15 protein-coding genes are annotated in these 16,206 nt (G+C 51.8%); 7 read left to right on the top strand and 8 right to left on the bottom strand.

Features of this window, described 5'->3' with window-relative positions:
* Positions 1-146: 146 nt before the first annotated feature.
* Positions 147-1,184, bottom strand: a complete 1,038-nt coding sequence (locus tag EOS97_RS21395) for an NADP-dependent oxidoreductase (RefSeq protein ID WP_001537891.1) — start codon at positions 1,182-1,184, stop codon at positions 147-149.
* 223 nt (positions 1,185-1,407) lie between these two features.
* Between EOS97_RS21395 and mddA the strand changes: the two genes are divergently transcribed.
* Entirely contained in the window at positions 1,408-1,923 is a 516-nt protein-coding gene (gene mddA / locus EOS97_RS21390) for an L-methionine sulfoximine/L-methionine sulfone acetyltransferase (protein ID WP_000155371.1), read from the top strand.
* A complete protein-coding gene (locus EOS97_RS21385; protein ID WP_001076571.1) occupies positions 1,923-2,372 on the top strand; it encodes a DMT family transporter in 450 nt (149 codons plus the stop codon). The genes mddA and EOS97_RS21385 overlap by 1 nt, the downstream gene beginning before the upstream one ends.
* A gap of 4 nt (positions 2,373-2,376) precedes the next feature.
* Here EOS97_RS21385 and EOS97_RS21380 read toward each other — a convergent pair whose 3' ends face one another.
* Positions 2,377-2,610: a YdcY family protein gene (locus EOS97_RS21380; protein ID WP_000018720.1), complete on the bottom strand. Its 234-nt coding sequence runs from the start codon at positions 2,608-2,610 to the stop codon at positions 2,377-2,379.
* A gap of 223 nt (positions 2,611-2,833) precedes the next feature.
* Between EOS97_RS21380 and srfA the strand changes: the two genes are divergently transcribed.
* From srfA to srfC, 3 genes are read left to right on the top strand one after another with little or no spacing between them, the layout of a single operon-like run.
* On the top strand, positions 2,834-4,153 hold the full coding sequence (srfA, locus tag EOS97_RS21375; RefSeq protein ID WP_001129950.1) for a virulence-associated effector SrfA: 1,320 nt from the start codon (positions 2,834-2,836) through the stop codon (positions 4,151-4,153).
* Positions 4,154-4,157: 4 nt separating this feature from the next.
* Positions 4,158-7,139 (top strand): virulence factor SrfB, encoded by a 2,982-nt coding sequence (locus EOS97_RS21370; protein WP_000960823.1) that lies wholly within the window; start codon positions 4,158-4,160, stop codon positions 7,137-7,139.
* Entirely contained in the window at positions 7,136-9,280 is a 2,145-nt protein-coding gene (gene srfC / locus EOS97_RS21365; RefSeq protein ID WP_000165632.1) for a virulence-associated effector SrfC, read from the top strand. Before EOS97_RS21370 ends, srfC begins: the two co-directional genes overlap by 4 nt.
* 44 nt (positions 9,281-9,324) lie before the next feature.
* Here the strand turns inward: srfC and EOS97_RS21360 are convergent, their stop codons facing one another.
* Positions 9,325-9,498 (bottom strand): GhoT/OrtT family toxin, encoded by a 174-nt coding sequence (locus tag EOS97_RS21360; protein WP_000171943.1) that lies wholly within the window; start codon positions 9,496-9,498, stop codon positions 9,325-9,327.
* Between the two features lie 198 nt (positions 9,499-9,696).
* Here EOS97_RS21360 and yncL point away from each other — a divergent pair, with 198 nt between their 5' ends.
* The gene (yncL, locus tag EOS97_RS21355; RefSeq protein WP_001103198.1) at positions 9,697-9,792 is read left to right on the top strand and encodes a stress response membrane protein YncL; all 96 of its coding nucleotides are present in this window, start codon (positions 9,697-9,699) and stop codon (positions 9,790-9,792) included.
* A gap of 104 nt (positions 9,793-9,896) precedes the next feature.
* On the opposite strand, the gene patD is transcribed toward yncL, so the two are convergent.
* The 5 genes from patD to EOS97_RS21330 all read right to left on the bottom strand — a co-directional run bounded on the left by patD (position 9,897) and on the right by EOS97_RS21330 (position 14,707).
* Complete coding sequence (gene patD, locus EOS97_RS21350) at positions 9,897-11,342, bottom strand: aminobutyraldehyde dehydrogenase (protein ID WP_000158093.1); 1,446 nt, start codon at positions 11,340-11,342, stop codon at positions 9,897-9,899.
* A 114-nt stretch (positions 11,343-11,456) separates the two neighbouring features.
* A complete protein-coding gene (gene ycdR, locus EOS97_RS21345) occupies positions 11,457-12,881 on the bottom strand; it encodes a GntR family transcriptional regulator YdcR (protein WP_000760692.1) in 1,425 nt (474 codons plus the stop codon).
* Between the two features lie 135 nt (positions 12,882-13,016).
* The gene (locus EOS97_RS21340; protein WP_000237720.1) at positions 13,017-13,787 is read right to left on the bottom strand and encodes a M15 family metallopeptidase; all 771 of its coding nucleotides are present in this window, start codon (positions 13,785-13,787) and stop codon (positions 13,017-13,019) included.
* 258 nt (positions 13,788-14,045) lie between these two features.
* Positions 14,046-14,276 (bottom strand): hypothetical protein, encoded by a 231-nt coding sequence (locus EOS97_RS21335; RefSeq protein WP_001597849.1) that lies wholly within the window; start codon positions 14,274-14,276, stop codon positions 14,046-14,048.
* 32 nt (positions 14,277-14,308) lie between these two features.
* Positions 14,309-14,707, bottom strand: a complete 399-nt coding sequence (locus EOS97_RS21330) for a hypothetical protein (RefSeq protein ID WP_000747895.1) — start codon at positions 14,705-14,707, stop codon at positions 14,309-14,311.
* 528 nt (positions 14,708-15,235) lie between these two features.
* Between EOS97_RS21330 and sifB the strand changes: the two genes are divergently transcribed.
* Complete coding sequence (gene sifB / locus EOS97_RS21325) at positions 15,236-16,186, top strand: SPI-2 type III secretion system effector SifB (RefSeq protein ID WP_001122938.1); 951 nt, start codon at positions 15,236-15,238, stop codon at positions 16,184-16,186.
* Positions 16,187-16,206 lie beyond the last annotated feature (20 nt).

Below are 16,206 nucleotides of genomic sequence, written 5' to 3'. Positions count from 1 at the left end.
ATTCCTTCATGTATCGAGATTTTTGACCGGTTCAGGCCGCTGAGGGAGATAAGCTGCCCCACCGCGATCTGAATGATGAATATAAGTAAAGCCGGAATTTTAAAATTTGCACATTTTTATGGCGACATAATGCCGCCATTTTTTCTTTACGCATCGTCCGCTAAACGTATCACGACTTTGCCAAAGTTCTTCCCCGCCAGCAGCCCCATAAACGCTTCTGGCGCATTTTCCAGCCCATCAGTAATCTGCTCCCGGTAATGTATTTTCCCTTCTTTAATCCAACGCCCCATTTCTTGCTGAAACTCATGTATCCGGTGACCATAGTCCTGGTTGATGATAAAACCTTGCAGGCGAATACGCTTTTTAAGTAATGTCGCCATCAGCAGCGGCAGTCTGTCTGGACCGTCCGGCAACGTTGTCGCATTGTAGCCGCTGACCAGACCGCAGAGCGGAATTCGCGCCGACGTATTCAGTAGCGGTAAGACGGCGTCAAAGACTTTACCGCCGACATTCTCATAATAGATATCGATACCCTGCGGGCAGGCCTGCGCAAGCTGTTGTGGGAAATTATCAGCGTGATGATCAAGGCACAGATCAAATCCCAAAACGTCTGTCGCATGACGGCATTTTTCCGCGCCGCCAGCAATACCCACGACCCGGCAGCCCTTCAGCTTGCCAATTTGCCCAACCGTTGCGCCTACGGGGCCGGTGGCGGCGGCGACAACCAGCGTTTCGCCCTCTTTCGGCTGGCCGATATCCAGTAACCCCATATAGGCGGTAAACCCCGGCATCCCTAAAACTCCCAACGACCAGGAAGGATGTTGCGGATTATCACCCAGCTTTACCAACCCTTCGCCATCTGAAATGTCATAATCCTGCCAACCATTGTAACTCAACACCCATTCGTCTGGTCGGTAATCAGGATGGTTTGACGCGACAACGCGACTGACCGTACCGCCAACCATAACGCAGCCAGGTTCAACAGGCGGCGCATAAGAGGGTTCATCGCTCATGCGGCCACGCATATAAGGGTCGAGTGATAAAAAAACGGTTCGCAATAGCACCTGCCCTTCACCGGGTGTCGCGACGTCATCTTCTTCGAGGCGGAAGTTATCCATCTGCGGCGCGCCGTGGGGACGCGAGGCCAAAACCCAACGACGATTTCGGTTGGTCTGTTGCTTCATTCTATTCTCCTCATGCCTGGCATAATCCATCAATAATAGTCGAACATTAGCTTTCTGAGGGAGTTAAACACTCTCAGATATCAGGCGGCTTTCACCGAGGGACTCTTTTATGAACGACTTTCTTCCCCCTCTCGCTAAATATGAATTCTTGCGCTAATTCGTTGATTTATGCCGCCTTCAATAGTATTTCTAACACTATCATAAACATTCCCTGGGGTTCCCTATGACGATTCGCTTTGCCGATAAAGCAGACTGCGCCGCGATTACCGAAATCTATAACCATGCGGTATTACATACTGCGGCCATCTGGAACGATCGGACGGTCGATACGGATAATCGCCTTGCCTGGTATGAGGCCCGTCAATTACTGGGCTATCCGGTGCTGGTAAGCGAAGAAAATGGCGTGGTGACTGGCTATGCATCATTTGGCGACTGGCGCAGTTTCGACGGTTTTCGCTATACCGTCGAGCACTCGGTTTATGTTCATCTGGCGCACCAGGGGAAAGGACTGGGGCGAAAACTGCTCAGCAGACTGATCGATGAAGCCCGACGCTGCGGCAAGCATGTGATGGTGGCCGGTATTGAGTCACAGAATGCCGCCTCGATACGCCTGCATCATTCGCTGGGATTTACCGTTACCGCGCAAATGCCGCAGGTCGGCGTAAAATTTGGCCGTTGGTTAGATCTTACGTTTATGCAGCTCCAGCTTGATGAACACGCCGCGCCGGACGCCTGCTGATGAACCAGTCTTTGACGCTTATCTTTTTGATCGCCGCCGGCGTCGGGCTGGTGGTACAAAACAGTATTATGGTGCGTATTACGCAGACATCATCGACGATTCTGATCGCTATGCTGTTGAACTCGCTGGTAGGGATCGTTTTATTTGTGACGATATTGTGGTTTAAGCAAGGCGCTACGGGCTTCGGCGAGCTGGTCGCCAGCGTGCGCTGGTGGACATTGATCCCCGGTCTGCTGGGGTCATTTTTTGTATTTGCCAGCATTAGCGGGTATCAGAACGTTGGCGCCGCGACGACTATCGCGGTACTGGTCGCCAGCCAGTTAATCGGCGGACTGGCGCTGGATATCGCGCGTAGCCACGGCGTCACGTTACGCGCAATGGTCGGGCCGGCGTTTGGCGCGCTGTTGCTGGTCATTGGCGCATGGCTGATTGCGAAGCGCCAGTTTTAATGGGTTACAGGATCGTGCCGCCTTTGGTGAGCTGCTCGCGGCGCGCGTCCCGATCTTCTTGATATTGCCTGCCGTGATGCGCGATAGCCGTGCGTAAGCGCTGCTGCTGCACATAACGATCTTCGCGACGTAATTCAGCGTCATCGCTCAAGGCAATCAGCAATTCATTCATATGGGCAATTACGCTCTCCGCGATGGCGGCATCCACGCGGGCGCTCACTTCCTCCAGGTGCGACATAAGCTCTCCTACTCTTTATTCTGTAACAGCATGATTCGCCTATTATACGCGTTATTGTCGCCCGATGCGGTAATTCGCCGCCGCCACCCTGATTTAACTTACGTCAAGTGGAAACACGGGGCTTAATAGACCGAGAATTCGCGCCTTTTTGCCTTTCTTCCGCCGTTTGCTTGCGTATAGACCCCGTAAAGTAGACGCGTGAAGAAGTCTAAGGGATAACAACGTGGCAAAATCTCTCTTGCGCAGCGGCAATCTGGATGATTATCAGGCCGTGGGCGGCGGCGGTCAGGCCGTATTTGAATCAGCATTGCAAATTCGCGAAACGCTTCGTCTGCGTAAACAGCAGGCGATGGTTGACTGTCTGGCGATTCCGCAACTTAACGATAATGGCGATCGGGTTGACTGGTATTCGCCGATTGAAGGTCAGGCGATAGCGTGGAAAGCGGCTGACGAAGAGACACGTTCTCGGGCTTTACGTTATTTAGCCAGCACTTTTGAAAGCGCGGCTGCACTCAGTCGCAAAAGTCTGCAATCCGGTAAAACAGCGCTCCAGCTATTTGGGTCGCTACTTGAGAAAGCGACGCAATTTCCCGGCGAAAATCATGTTTTCCTGGTTAACGGCAAACCGGTTATCACCTTCTGGGGATTCGTTAATCTCAACGAAAATACACGCGATGATGTGCTGGACTGCCTGCGGGTAACCGAGGCAATCCCCGACATCCCTCTGGTCGAGCCGGAGCCCGAAGAAAAGCCGCTGGTAGAGGCGGCGTTTAGTCAGGCGGATGAACCCTTGTTAACGTCTGTCATTGAGCCGCCGAAAATGCCGGAGGAACCTGTTGCGCCGCCCGTTATCGTTAGCGAGCCGAAGCCGGCCACACCCATCCCGGTCGCTGAGGCGAAAAGAGCTCGCCGCCTACCGCTGTGGAGCTTACCTGTCGCTGCCGTGGTTATCGCCGCCGTCGCCACGCCTTTTTTCTGGCCATCTTCATCCGTTGACGGGGCCTCTCCTGTTCGCGCCGCGCCTGTCGCTACCGCGAAAACTGACGTTACCCCCTTGCCTGAACTCACCGCGCATTTGCCGCTGCATCGCGCTGAGGTGACGCCCGCCCCCAAAGCGGCGCCGCTGCCGGAAGCGCCTGTTATCATTGCCGCTATCCCCAAAGACGCGCTGGTAATGGACAGTACGCAGATGAAGCTTGGAACCACGCGCTTTTTAAACGGTAGCTGGCGCGTCAGTGTGGATGTCAAAGATCCGATTACCGGCAAGCCGCCCTCTCTGCGTTATCAGATCCAAAATAACAAAGGCATCGCGCGCGTAGTACATGGCGATAACGTGGTTTGTCGGGCGGAAATTTTCTCTGGTCTGCATCAAACGGGCGAGCTGATGATTAAAAGTCGCGGCAATGCGCGCTGCACCGACGGTTCACGTTATCCGATGCCGGAAATTACCTGTAAAGCAGGCGTCAATGACGTCGCAACCTGTACCGCCCGTTATGGCGACCACGCGGCAATTCCGTTGACGTTTAAAAAGATAGGTGCCTGATTTTATGTTGGTCAATCTGTGTGATTACAAACAGAGCGTCACGCTCATTGCAAACAGCGGCGTCCAGTTTCTTGATTTTGGCTTAACGCCGCAAGAGTCGGCCCACTACGGACGTTTTGTGCGCAAAACGGCAAACGGCCCGCTACTGCGCCTCGATTTTGATCTGACCAGCGGGCGCTACACGTTGCCAGGACGTGCTGGCGGCCAACCCGAAGTCGTGAAACCGGAAAGCACTCAGACGCTGCACTATTCTCTGGATGTACTCGACGGAATATGGCTCCCCCTGCCGTTCCTGCGTTTTAATCCGCCGCGTACCTTTATTGACGGGCCGGATAACTGGGCGCGCATTCAGGTACGTAAACTCAGCGAGCCAGATAGCGCCGGAAACACACACCGCATCACCCTCGCCTTCGACAGTCAACTGGCAAAAAATATGCCTGCGGCGTTGGCGCCTTGCGAAAACGATCTGCTCAATGGCACACGTTTTGCGCTCGCCTGGCGCGATGAAGAAGTTGCCGATTTTCTTGACCAGACATGGATTGACGGCTGGCTGCGCGAGTCGTTTCTTCAGTATGCCTCACAGGTGGAAAACCGTCCGGAACAGGCCATACAACAAGCGCTGCGTAGCTTTGAGTATCAGGCGCACTGGTTGAATTTACTGACGCTGTTAGGCGAACAGCTTACGGTGCCGGAAGTAAAGTTTGTGACACATACGTTAAGCACGCCCGCAATCCCGGTCGATCTGATTCTGGATGTCGGCAATACGCATACCTGCGGCGTCTTGATCGAGGATCATGGCGATGCGAATGACGGGTTACGCCAGACGGCAGAGCTTCAGGTGCGTTCTTTAAGCGAGCCGCAGTATCTGAACGATCCTTTATTTACCAGCCGGGTGGAATTCTCAGAAGCGCGCTTTGGCAAGCAACACTTTTCTGTCGAAAGCGGACGAGACGACGCTTTTGTCTGGCCTTCCATTGTGCGTGTGGGCGACGAGGCTCGCGCCCTTGCTATGCAGCGTGTGGGCACCGAAGGCAGCAGCGGCATCTCCAGCCCGCGCCGCTACCTGTGGGATGAAACCCCCGCCTTGCAGGACTGGCGCTTTAGCCAGATCCACGGTAAAACGCAGCGCGAACCGCTTGCCACCGCGTTTCCGCTGATGAATCTGATGAACGACGACGGACAGCCGTTATTCCGCCTGCCGCATGAAGAAAGGCTACCGGTTTTTTCGCCGCAATACAGCCGTAGCACCTTGATGACGCATATGTTGTGCGAAATTCTGGCTCAGGCGCTGGGGCAAATTAACAGCGTCGCCACCCGGCTGCGGCTCGGCTTTCCCGCCTCGCCGCGCCAGCTACGCACCCTGATTTTAACGCTGCCTTCCGCCATGCCGAAACAGGAGCGAGAAATTTTCCGCCAGCGAATGTTTGAAGCGCTGGCGCTGGTCTGGAAAGCCATGGGCTGGCATCCGCAGGATGAGGATTTCACCACGCCTAAGCAGCGTGAAAAAAGCGTGGTGCCGGTACCAGAAATACAGATGGAATGGGACGAAGCAAGTTGCGGCCAACTGGTATGGCTTTATAACGAAGCCATTTCGCATTACGCCGGGCGTACCGAATCCTTTTTTAATGCGCTGGCCAGACCGGATCGCCAGCCTGAACCCGGCCTCGTCCCCGGGCGCGCGTTGCGCGTGGCATCGATTGATATCGGCGGCGGCACGACGGATATGGCGATCGTTCACTATCAGTTAGATGACGGCGTGGGGGCCAATGTAAAAATTACGCCTCATCTCCTGTTTCGCGAAGGTTTTAAAGTCGCCGGGGACGATCTGCTATTAGATATCATTCAGCGTTGCGTACTCCCTTCCCTGCAAACGGCGTTGCAACGGGCAGGCGTTACGGATGCCGCCGCCCTGCTGGCGACCTTATTTGGCGATTCGGGACGAATTGATACTCAGGCCATTTTGCGCCAGCAAACGGCGCTGCAATTATTTATGCCGCTGGGCCACGCGGTACTTTCCGCCTGGGAGCAAAGCGACATTAACGATCCGTTTGCTGGTTTACATGCAACATTTGGCGATCTGCTGATCCGCCGCCCAACGAGCAACGTGATGAACTATATCCAGCAGGCGATCGATCATGCCTTACCGTCTGGTTCGCCGACATTTGATATATTCAATGTGCCGTTGCAAATCCAGTTTAGCCAGCTTCAGGAGGCTCTGCTGGCCGGTCAGTTTACGCTGACAACGCCGCTTCATGCGGTCTGCGAAGCGATATCCCACTATCACTGCGATATCTTGCTGGTGACGGGGAGACCGACCTGCTTACCCGGCGTACAGGCGCTCATCCGGCACTTACAACCGGTGCCGGTTAATCGCATTGTGTGGATGGATAAGTATCAGGTACATGAATGGTATCCCTTCAGTCAACAAGGGCGTATCGGTAATCCAAAATCCACTGCCGCGGTGGGCGCGATGTTATGCAGCCTGGCGCTGGACTTACGTCTACCGCGTTTCAATTTTAAAGCGGCTGATATCGGCGCGTATTCGACTGTGCGTTATCTTGGCGTACTGGATAATACCGTTAATACCCTTCGCGATGAAAACATCTGGTATCACGAGATCGATTTGGATAAACCCGGCGCGACGCTGGACGCTCGCCTGCATTTTCCGCTACGCGGCAACGTGACGTTGGGCTTTCGTCAACTGGCGAACAGTCGCTGGCCGGCAACCCCACTCTATTGCCTGAGCATTAATTCCGCCGAACTGGCGAAAACCATCGCTGGCGACGGCGTACTGAATGTGCGACTGAAATTACGCGGCAGTAGTAAAGATAGCGCTCCGGAATCGTTCATATTAAGTGATGCCTGGCTCCAGGACGGGACGCCGGTCGCCGCCGATGCGCTGACATTAAAATTGAATACGCTGGCTGACCGTCGCCACAGCGGCAGCCACTACTGGATAGATAGCGGGAGTGTATACCTGAAATGACAAAACCGTTAAACGCCACCCAGGCTGTTATCGAGTGGGTTAACAACACGCGCCGTTACGCAACGCGACTGGATGACGAAGCCGACGCTCTGCTGGCGCAACTTACGCTTGCCGCGGCGGATGAGTCAGCGCTCAACGCCGCCTGCGCATCACATGGCTGCGTCGGTCTGTACGGGTATGCGCAATCCGCAAAAGCGCATCTGTTAACGACGCTATGCGGTAACGAGAATGGCAAGCTGGAAATTATCACGCCGGACCGTGACTATGATTATTTCAGCCACATCAATCCGGGTCATGCGCCAGCGAATATGGCTATTCGCTTTACGCGCGACATTTTTTCAAACGAGAGCGGCTGGCCGTTGCGCCTGCGCTTGATCAGTGAAGCCGAACTGGTGCAGATCTTTATTGCCTGGACCAGCTCGTCCCCCGTTTGTCGCCAGGTCGAAAAATCCATTATCACATCACGCCTGGAGAAATGGCAATCGCTTCGCCAACCGCAGCCCGTCCCCGGCGTTACCGCTGAAGAGGTAGCGACCATCGCGAGTTTCTGGCGCTCTTGTCTTCCGTCCGCCAGACAACATATTGATGATGCGACATGGCAACACTTTGCCTCGCTCTTGCCTGCGCTGGATCTCACGACACGGGCGCACGCCTGGGCATTACTGTGGGGAGAGCAGCCGGAGATCACCCAGCAATGGCTGGCGCTGGCGCATATGTTGCAACAAACCGGCCATGCCGGGGAACTGGCGGCGCCGCTCAGCCTGCTGGTCGATCATTTTGGCTTACCGGCGGAAAACTTCCTGACGCAAATGGCGCTAACCGCCAGCGATACGCAAAGCGATGTGGTGGTGCATCCGGTTAAGGAAGGCCGACTGCTCAATGCGGTCAGCCTTTCGCTTGATTCTCTGGCGCTGCTTACCCGCGAACTGGTGCTAACCGTTGAAAACAGCGTACTGGATAACGTTGATTTACTGGATATTCCGGTCGCGCCAGACAGTCATCCTCATCCGTTATGGCGGGCGAAATTAGGCTGGATGCTGGCCCATTACCGTCAGCAGGTACAGCCCGATGTTCTGGTGATTTGCAATGCTCTGGCATCTCGCTCGCAAACATCCGCCGCCGCCCGTCACTTACTGGAGTGGGTTAACGCCACGCAGCCGCAGCATGAATCAGCGTTACCCGGCGTCGTCTGGGCTATTACTCCACAGGATGCCCGTTTTGCCACCCAGCAAAATCTGGATGAAGCCGTCCAGCAGTTGATGGGTAAACCTGGCGTGCATTGGGGAACGTTGCAGGCGCTGGATAAACACAGTATGCAGCGTTTGGTGGAGTGGTTATCGCAGGCGACATCGGCACCACAGCGACAGGCGCGCTTACAGGCGTTACGCGAACAACTGCGAGGCCGCGTGCGCGATCTGTTACCGATGTTTGATGACGCGCGGCTACCGGTTGAAACCGTGATCCGGCGTCTTCAGGCCCAGGCCGCCAGACATGGCGACCTGCTGGCCGGGCTGTTACCGCCGGTACAGAACTTCGAAGCGTTGCTGCGCACCCGACAGTCGCGAGAAGAACAGGTCAGCGGTTTATTTAATGACGCGATCGATCTCTTTGCCGACGAACCAACGCGCGCTTCAGCGTCAGAAGGTCATGAAACAGGCTACCAGGCGCACAAAATGTGGATCAATCATCTGCGCCAGTGGGCCCACTGCCGGGATAATGCGCAGCGTCTGGGACTGGAACCGCAGATGCTCAACGCCGTGGCGGAGATTTTAATTACCGCCAGCTATCGCCTCGGTTTACCTCAGCAGTTACAGAAAACCATGCAGCGCGAGGAGGTTAGCGGCGCGCAGCTTCATGCCATCATTGGTAACTTCATCGCCTGGCTCGGCTACGCAAATATCGAGGAGGCCCAACGCCCGGCCAGCCGCGTTCAGAAAGGCGCAGCCATTTTCGCCGCAACGCCGCGTTCGACAATGTTGCGTCTAACAAAGCTTGACGAACAGCCCGTTCACGCCGCCAGCCGCTATGTCTATGACTGGCTTGTTGCGCTGTATACCCTGGCCAATGAGAACGCAGGATATCGGCATCCGCAGGACGTTACCGACGTAGACAGAGCGCAATTAATTGCCCTGATAGCCTGACCTGGCGGAAAAACCATGCCCGGTAACCTGTATCGGGCTTGAAGTCAGAAAAGCGAAAACAGCAATGCGACGGGGAAACTTATCGGCCATGTCGCGCCAACCAAAAAGGCGCTCAGGAAACGAATTCGTTTTTTGTCATGAGTCAAAAACCAGGTGATCAGGGATGATATCACCGCCATGACGGCGTAAAAAATTAATATCTTTTGAAAGAGGGTCATATCAGGCATCCGCGCCAACCAGAGGAAAAAACGCGCGCAATATGCTCTTTTTATTTGACACACATCAAGGTTTATCAGCCTTGACAGCAAAACGTTCTCAATGCACGGCTCCGCTCACAGAATATCCTGTTTACGTATTATTGCGGATCTCGCCAACCCGTACTATACCCATAGGGGTTATGATGAAAGGTGGCGAAAATGAATGTTTCCAGTAAAACCGTCGTGCTGATTAATGTCTTTGCTGCTGCAGGACTTTTGGGTCTGATCTCGTTGAGATTCGGCTGGTTTGCTTGAGGTGTTCAACCTTTGAGTACTTGCTGCGCATGTTGGCGGGGAGGTCCCCCTCTCCGCCGACACCCGCCTATTTTTTCACGATTTTTCTGAACAGTAAATGATCCTTAATGCTTAACCATGATGTGGCGGACAAGGGTGTAGTCTTCCAGACCATACAATGACATATCTTTGCCGTATCCCGACTGTTTTTGCCCTCCATGCGGCATCTCGCTAACCAACATGAAATGGGTATTAATCCAGGTACAGCCATACTGCAATCTGGCGCTAAGCCGGTGCGCCCGCCCGACGTCCTGAGTCCAGACGGAGGATGCCAGACCATAGCGAGAATCGTTGGCCCACCTCAGAACCTGATCTTCATCATCAAAGACGGTTATACTGACCACCGGGCCGAAGACTTCGCGTTGCACGATGGCATCTTCCTGTTTTGCGTCTGCCAGCAACGTCGGAGCGAAATAGTAACCTTTACCTTCCGTTTGACTTCCGCCAGTAATCACACGGATATGGCTGAGGGCCTTCGCCTCCTCTACAGCCGCTGTGACGCGCTTCAGGTGCGCCAGCGAACTTAACGGCCCCAGCTCTGTCGACTCATCCTCCGGCGCGCCCATTTTTAGGCTGCTCACCGCGTTCCCTAGCTTTTCGACCAGCGCATCATAGATACCGCGCTGCGCGTATATACGGCACGCCGCAGTACAATCCTGTCCGGCATTATAGAAACCAAAAGTCCGGACGCCCTGCGCCACTGCATCCAGATCGGCGTCATCAAAAACAATCACCGGGGCTTTACCACCGAGTTCCATATGCGTACGTTTTATCGCTGGCGCAGTATGGCGCAGAATATGCTCCCCGGTCGCGATAGAACCGGTTAAAGAGACCATGCGTACTTTTTCATGACCGGTCAATACATCGCCAACAGTCTGCCCTCGTCCGAACAGGACATTGAGCACCCCCGGCGGAAAGATATCCTTCGCCAGCGCGGCAAGTTTAAGCGCCGTCAGCGGCGTGATTTCAGAAGGCTTAATCACCACGCAGTTACCTGCCGCCAGCGCTGGCGCCAGCTTCCAGGCCGCCATCATGAGCGGATAATTCCACGGCGCGATAGAGGCAACCACGCCAATCGGATCCCGGCGGATCATCGACGTATGTCCTTCCAGATATTCGCCCGCCGCCAGCCCACTCAAACAACGGGCCGCGCCGGCAAAAAAGCGAAAGACATCCACGATTGCCGGAATTTCATCATTAATTACGCAGTGCAAAGGCTTACCGCAGTTTTGCGATTCAAGCCGGGCGAACTCAAGGGCGTTTTGCTCGATGCTGTCCGCCAGTTTTAACAGACATTCCGCCCGTGCTTTGGGTGTGGTCTGCCCCCATTCGGCAAACGCGCTATCGGCGGCCAGCACTGCGGCGTCAACCTGCGCGGGCGACGCTTCCGCAATCTCAAGTATGACCTCGCCTGTCGCCGGGTTATAAACAGACTGCCTTTCTCCCTCGCCGTCCACCAGCACGCCATTAATCAGTAATTGATATTGCATAGCATTTTCCCATATCGTCATTAATCGATTTCCGGCGAACGGGCCGCCGCTTTCCTAAAAATAGACGGCGCGCCAGATGCTCACCCGGCACACTCGGGAAATTTAGTCAGGTTGTGAGCTGACACGCATTCCACCTCACACAAGGCTTTTAGCGCTCAGCATCTCGCGAATCAGGCTGCCAAGCTGTTTTACGGCCTGTTCTTCCCGTTCTCCCCAATGCCATGCGGTGTTAAAACGAAAGAAACGCGTCCAGGCGCCGGACGTTGAAAACATTTTCCCCGGCGCGATACTGATAAGGTGTTCAAGCGCTTTGGCGCTAAGTTCACCGGCATCAAGCTGCTCAGGTAGCTCCAGCCAAAGAAAATAACCGCTATCGTTATGGTGAATTTTTACTTCCGCCGGGAGATGGCGCAAAAGGGTTTGCCAGGCTTGCTGTTTACGTTCGGCAAGCTGCCTTCGCAATCGGCGCAGATGCGCGTCATATCGACGTGTCGAGAGATAATCCACTAACGCCAATTGCATGGGGGAACTGGTGGATAATGTGCTCATTAACTGCAAACGCTGAATTTGTCTGGCATGGCTTCCTCCCGCAACCCAGCCAATGCGAAAACCGGGAACCAGACATTTGGAAAAAGATGAACAATGCAACACGGTATCGTCGCGATCCCATGCTTTGGCAGGCAGAGGTTTCTCGCGGCCAAAGTAGAGTTCGCTATAAACATCGTCTTCAATTAGCGTCACGTTATGGTGCGTGAGTAACGCGACCAGCCGCGCTTTTTTCTCAGCACTCAGCGTGAACCCTAATGGATTCTGACTGTTGGTCATTAACCAGCACGCTTTCACCGGATATTCCTGTAACGCCTGTTCCAGCGCCATAAGATCGATACCTTCTTTAACATCGGTGGGTATCGACAACGCTTTCAGGCGCAATCGCTCCAGGGCCTGTAGCGCACCGTAGAAACAGGGGTTCTCCACCACCACCCAGTCTCCCGGAGCCGTCACCGCCTGTAAACTAAGATTCAACGCTTCCAGCGCGCCGGCGGTAATGACAATCTCGTCAGGAGAAACGGTAATCCCCTGCTGCGCGTAACGGCGTGCTATCGCATAGCGCAATTCTGCATTACCTGGCGGCAAGTTTTCGATGACGCTCATTGCCGTCGCGGTTTTACTGACCTGCGCCAGAGAGCGGTTCAATTGCGGCAAGGGAAACAGACGCGGATCGGGAAACGCTGAGGCAAAGGGCACCACAGAGGTATCACGGCTCGCCTGCAGCATCTCAAAAATATAGGTATTGATATCTACGGCTTCATCCCGAATAACGTGCGCTGCCGTCGCGACTGACCGACAAACCGGATGCGGCGCGACATAATAACCAGATTGCGGACGGGCGATAATCCGTCCCTGACTTTCCAGCAACTGGTACGCATGACCGACAGTCATAAAACTCATGCCGCTACTGGCGACCTGCTCCCTCAGCGAGGGTAATCGATCGCCGGGTTGCCAAACGCCAGAGGCGATTTGTTCTCTAATTTGCTCCGCCAGACGTTGATATTTTTTCATTATTCGATCTCATTGAGCGCTGCTTGCAGGTGGCAACCGCAGTGTATATCAGTTGTTAAAATTAACAATGATTTGCTAACTGTTATGGTGCTTCCCAACAGGCGTAATGATTAGATTTCGCAACAAAACGCCGTTTCAGGGTCTCTGCTTAACGGGAAAGTCAAACCAGGTGTTCGGGTATGGTTCATGAGTAAGGGAGAAGTGCCACCATTCAGTATCCAGTGGCGTAAAACCCGCATCACGCATCAATGTTTGTAATAACAACCTATTTGCGCGTTGCTGAGCGGTAAGTATGACATTATCGGGATGGGATAACGGACTAAAACAGTCAAAGCCGGTACCAAAATCCAGACTATTATCTGGCGAGCGTTGCGCCGCGGACGCAGTACAATTCACCAGTGGTCGTCCGGGATCGTATATTGGTATTTTACTGTCAAGTGGAACAATCGTTAGATCAAGCGTACTTCCCCGACTGTGGCCGGATCTGGCGGCAAGATAACCTTCCTCAAACAGACGATTTTTCTCTACCTGCGGATAAAATTCGTTTTTCATTTGGTTTTGAGAAGGATCTTTGGCCCACGCGATAAAGTCGTTCACTGCGCTTTGCGGACGGTAGCAATCATATATTTTTAAGGTAAGTCCGAAGGGGCGTAAACGATCGGCGACCTGCTTCACTGCGTTCGCGGCTGGTCGTGTTAACAGGCAAACAGGCGCGTTATAGCCTTTAATGGGGCGACCAATAAAGTTATGGGAAGTGAAGTATCGCATGTCTACCTGTACGTCGGGGGCGACCGTAGTAATATCGACAAAGTCTTTTGGCTGGTGGAGATCAATATGGTTTTCAGCTGACATTGCCTGAACGGACAACAGGCTGAACAGGAGGAAAGAAGATACGCATTTTACCATATGTTACACCTCGCGAGAGTCACAGGGGTGATTATGTATTTGAGCAGGTAAAGATTAGCGGACACCGCTTAAACAGATGGTTAAAATAAACATCATTCCCCCTGTAATCTGTGCCTTATCACAAACGGAGAGTTTATATTTTGCTTATACGACCACTGCGCCTCCTGTTCTATACCCAAAATAATTCGAGTTGCGTAAAGGCGGCAAGGGAGTGAGTCTCAGGAGCACAGATAACGATGTGTTTTCACAAAGGCGAGTCTACCTGACCAGAAAGGTCATTTGATAATCAGTAGTACAGTTGTTGTCGCCTTCCATAACTAAATAACATTGTTTCGCCAAAGATAAGACCACTATATAGTCAGGAAGGCAATTAGTGAGGAACACGTCGATTGTCGGCGATAATGCACTGAAATTACGATTCACTGCAGTTGTGCAAACACATAGAATCCCCCTCGAACCGAGATAATTCGGTCTGCTGGTCATAGCCATTATTCAGTAAGACCGCAGGTTGCAGCGGCGGATCACGGGCGTGAAGAAAAATCCTGTGCCCCAAATTTTTTGGACAAGCGCTGAACCTGCCGTATACTTTTACTTAACGTACACTCCGCCATAAAAATAAACCCTGCGATGATACCGTAATGCCATAGGCATAACTTAAGGATATGCCATAAATCAAGCGAAGCATGATTTAACTTCTCAGTAATTGCGATAGTCTGTACAAATATTATGGGATGAAATAATAAGATGCCTAACAAAAATATCCCTGCCACGATCATGGCAAGTAACTGAAAAAAAGCCCATCCGATAACGAAACGGTAAAGTAACAGCAATAATAGCCGTCCACATTTCCTTAGCCATTCTGACTGCAAAATGCCCCAGGATGCTGTCTTTTCGTGAATTTCACCATCTGATTTCTTCATTTTGAGCCTCCTCGCAGGTTTTTATAGTCTTATCACCCAACTGGAAATAAACCCGTCAGCTAATCGTTACAACAAATATAATTAAGACAAAAACTAAAGAGTAAGGTATTTATATCATAAGTGCTATCAGTATTGGCCTTCTGCCCTGCCGCTAAATATCTCATTGTTGTTAGCCTAATAATACTTTTAGTTTAACTTCTTATAAGACAATTTCTACACGGTTGAGCAACTATTTACTTTCTCTAAAAATAATATAGCGCGTAATTAATCATTACTCATGGTACATGATGATGTGAGAATTAAGAAAACCATTTTACTTTCATTCGTTTTACCTGACATACTTCATGGCCAGGAGACGTGGGCATGACTAAAGCTACGGGTCGATATTAACAATAATGTTGACGGTTCAGGACAAAGCAAAAATCAGGTATTTCACTGATAAGCAAATCGATGGGCAACATGGTATAATATTTCGAATACCACCTATTCCAGTAATGAAGTCTCATATAATCACTTGTGGTCTACATTATGCCAATTACTATCGGGAGAGGATTTTTAAAAAGTGAGATGTTTTCTCAAAGTGCCATCTCTCAACGCTCCTTCTTTACGTTACTATGGGAAAAGATTAAAGATTTTTTCTGTAGCACGCGAAGATCTGCTGCCGATCAATATATAAAGGAATTATGTGATGTTGCCTCTCCGCCTGACGCGCAACGTTTATTTGATTTATTTTGCAAGTTATATGAATTATCATCACCGTCATGCAGAGGAAATTTCCATTTTCAGCACTATAAAGATGCTGAGTATCAATATACAAATCTCTGCATTAAAGATGGCGAAGATATTCCGTTATGCATTGTGATACGCCAGGATCACTACTATTATGAGATAATGAATAGAACAGTACTCTGTGTTGATACTCAGTCTGCCCACCTGAAAAGATATTCTGATATTAATATAAAAGCTAGCACTTATGTTTGTGAAGAGCTATGTTGCTTGTTCCCTGAGCGGTTACTACTCTCGCTATCCGGCGGTATAACATTTCCCGTCGACCTAAAAAATATAAAAGAGACGCTTATCGACATGGCAGAAAAGGGTAATTTATGTGACTGGAAGGAACAGGAAAGAAAAGCCGCCATCTCCTCCAGGATTAATCTGGGCATCGCCCAGGCAGGTGTACCACCTATTGACGACGCTATTAAAAACAAAATAGCCGCAAAGGTTATTGAGAATACTAACTTAAAGAATGCAACATTTCATGCAAATCATACACAAAGCTCAGTTACTCAACTAGTTTATTCATGTTTGTTTAAGAATGAGATATTAATGAATATGCTTGAGGAAAGTTCCTCTCATGGCCTGCTATGTTTAAACGACCTTGTTGAATATGTAGCGTTACAAGTTCATAACAGCCTTTTTTCTGAAGATTTATCTTCACTCGTTGAAACAACAAAAAATGAGGCTCATCACCAGAGTTGACCACACCATAAATAGTATGG

Origin of the sequence: Salmonella sp. SSDFZ54 (genome assembly GCF_004010735.1) — a bacterium.
GTDB lineage: Bacteria > Pseudomonadota > Gammaproteobacteria > Enterobacterales > Enterobacteriaceae > Salmonella > Salmonella enterica.
Note: the sequence above shows the minus strand (reverse complement) of the source record. Positions and strands in the feature narration are given on the sequence as shown.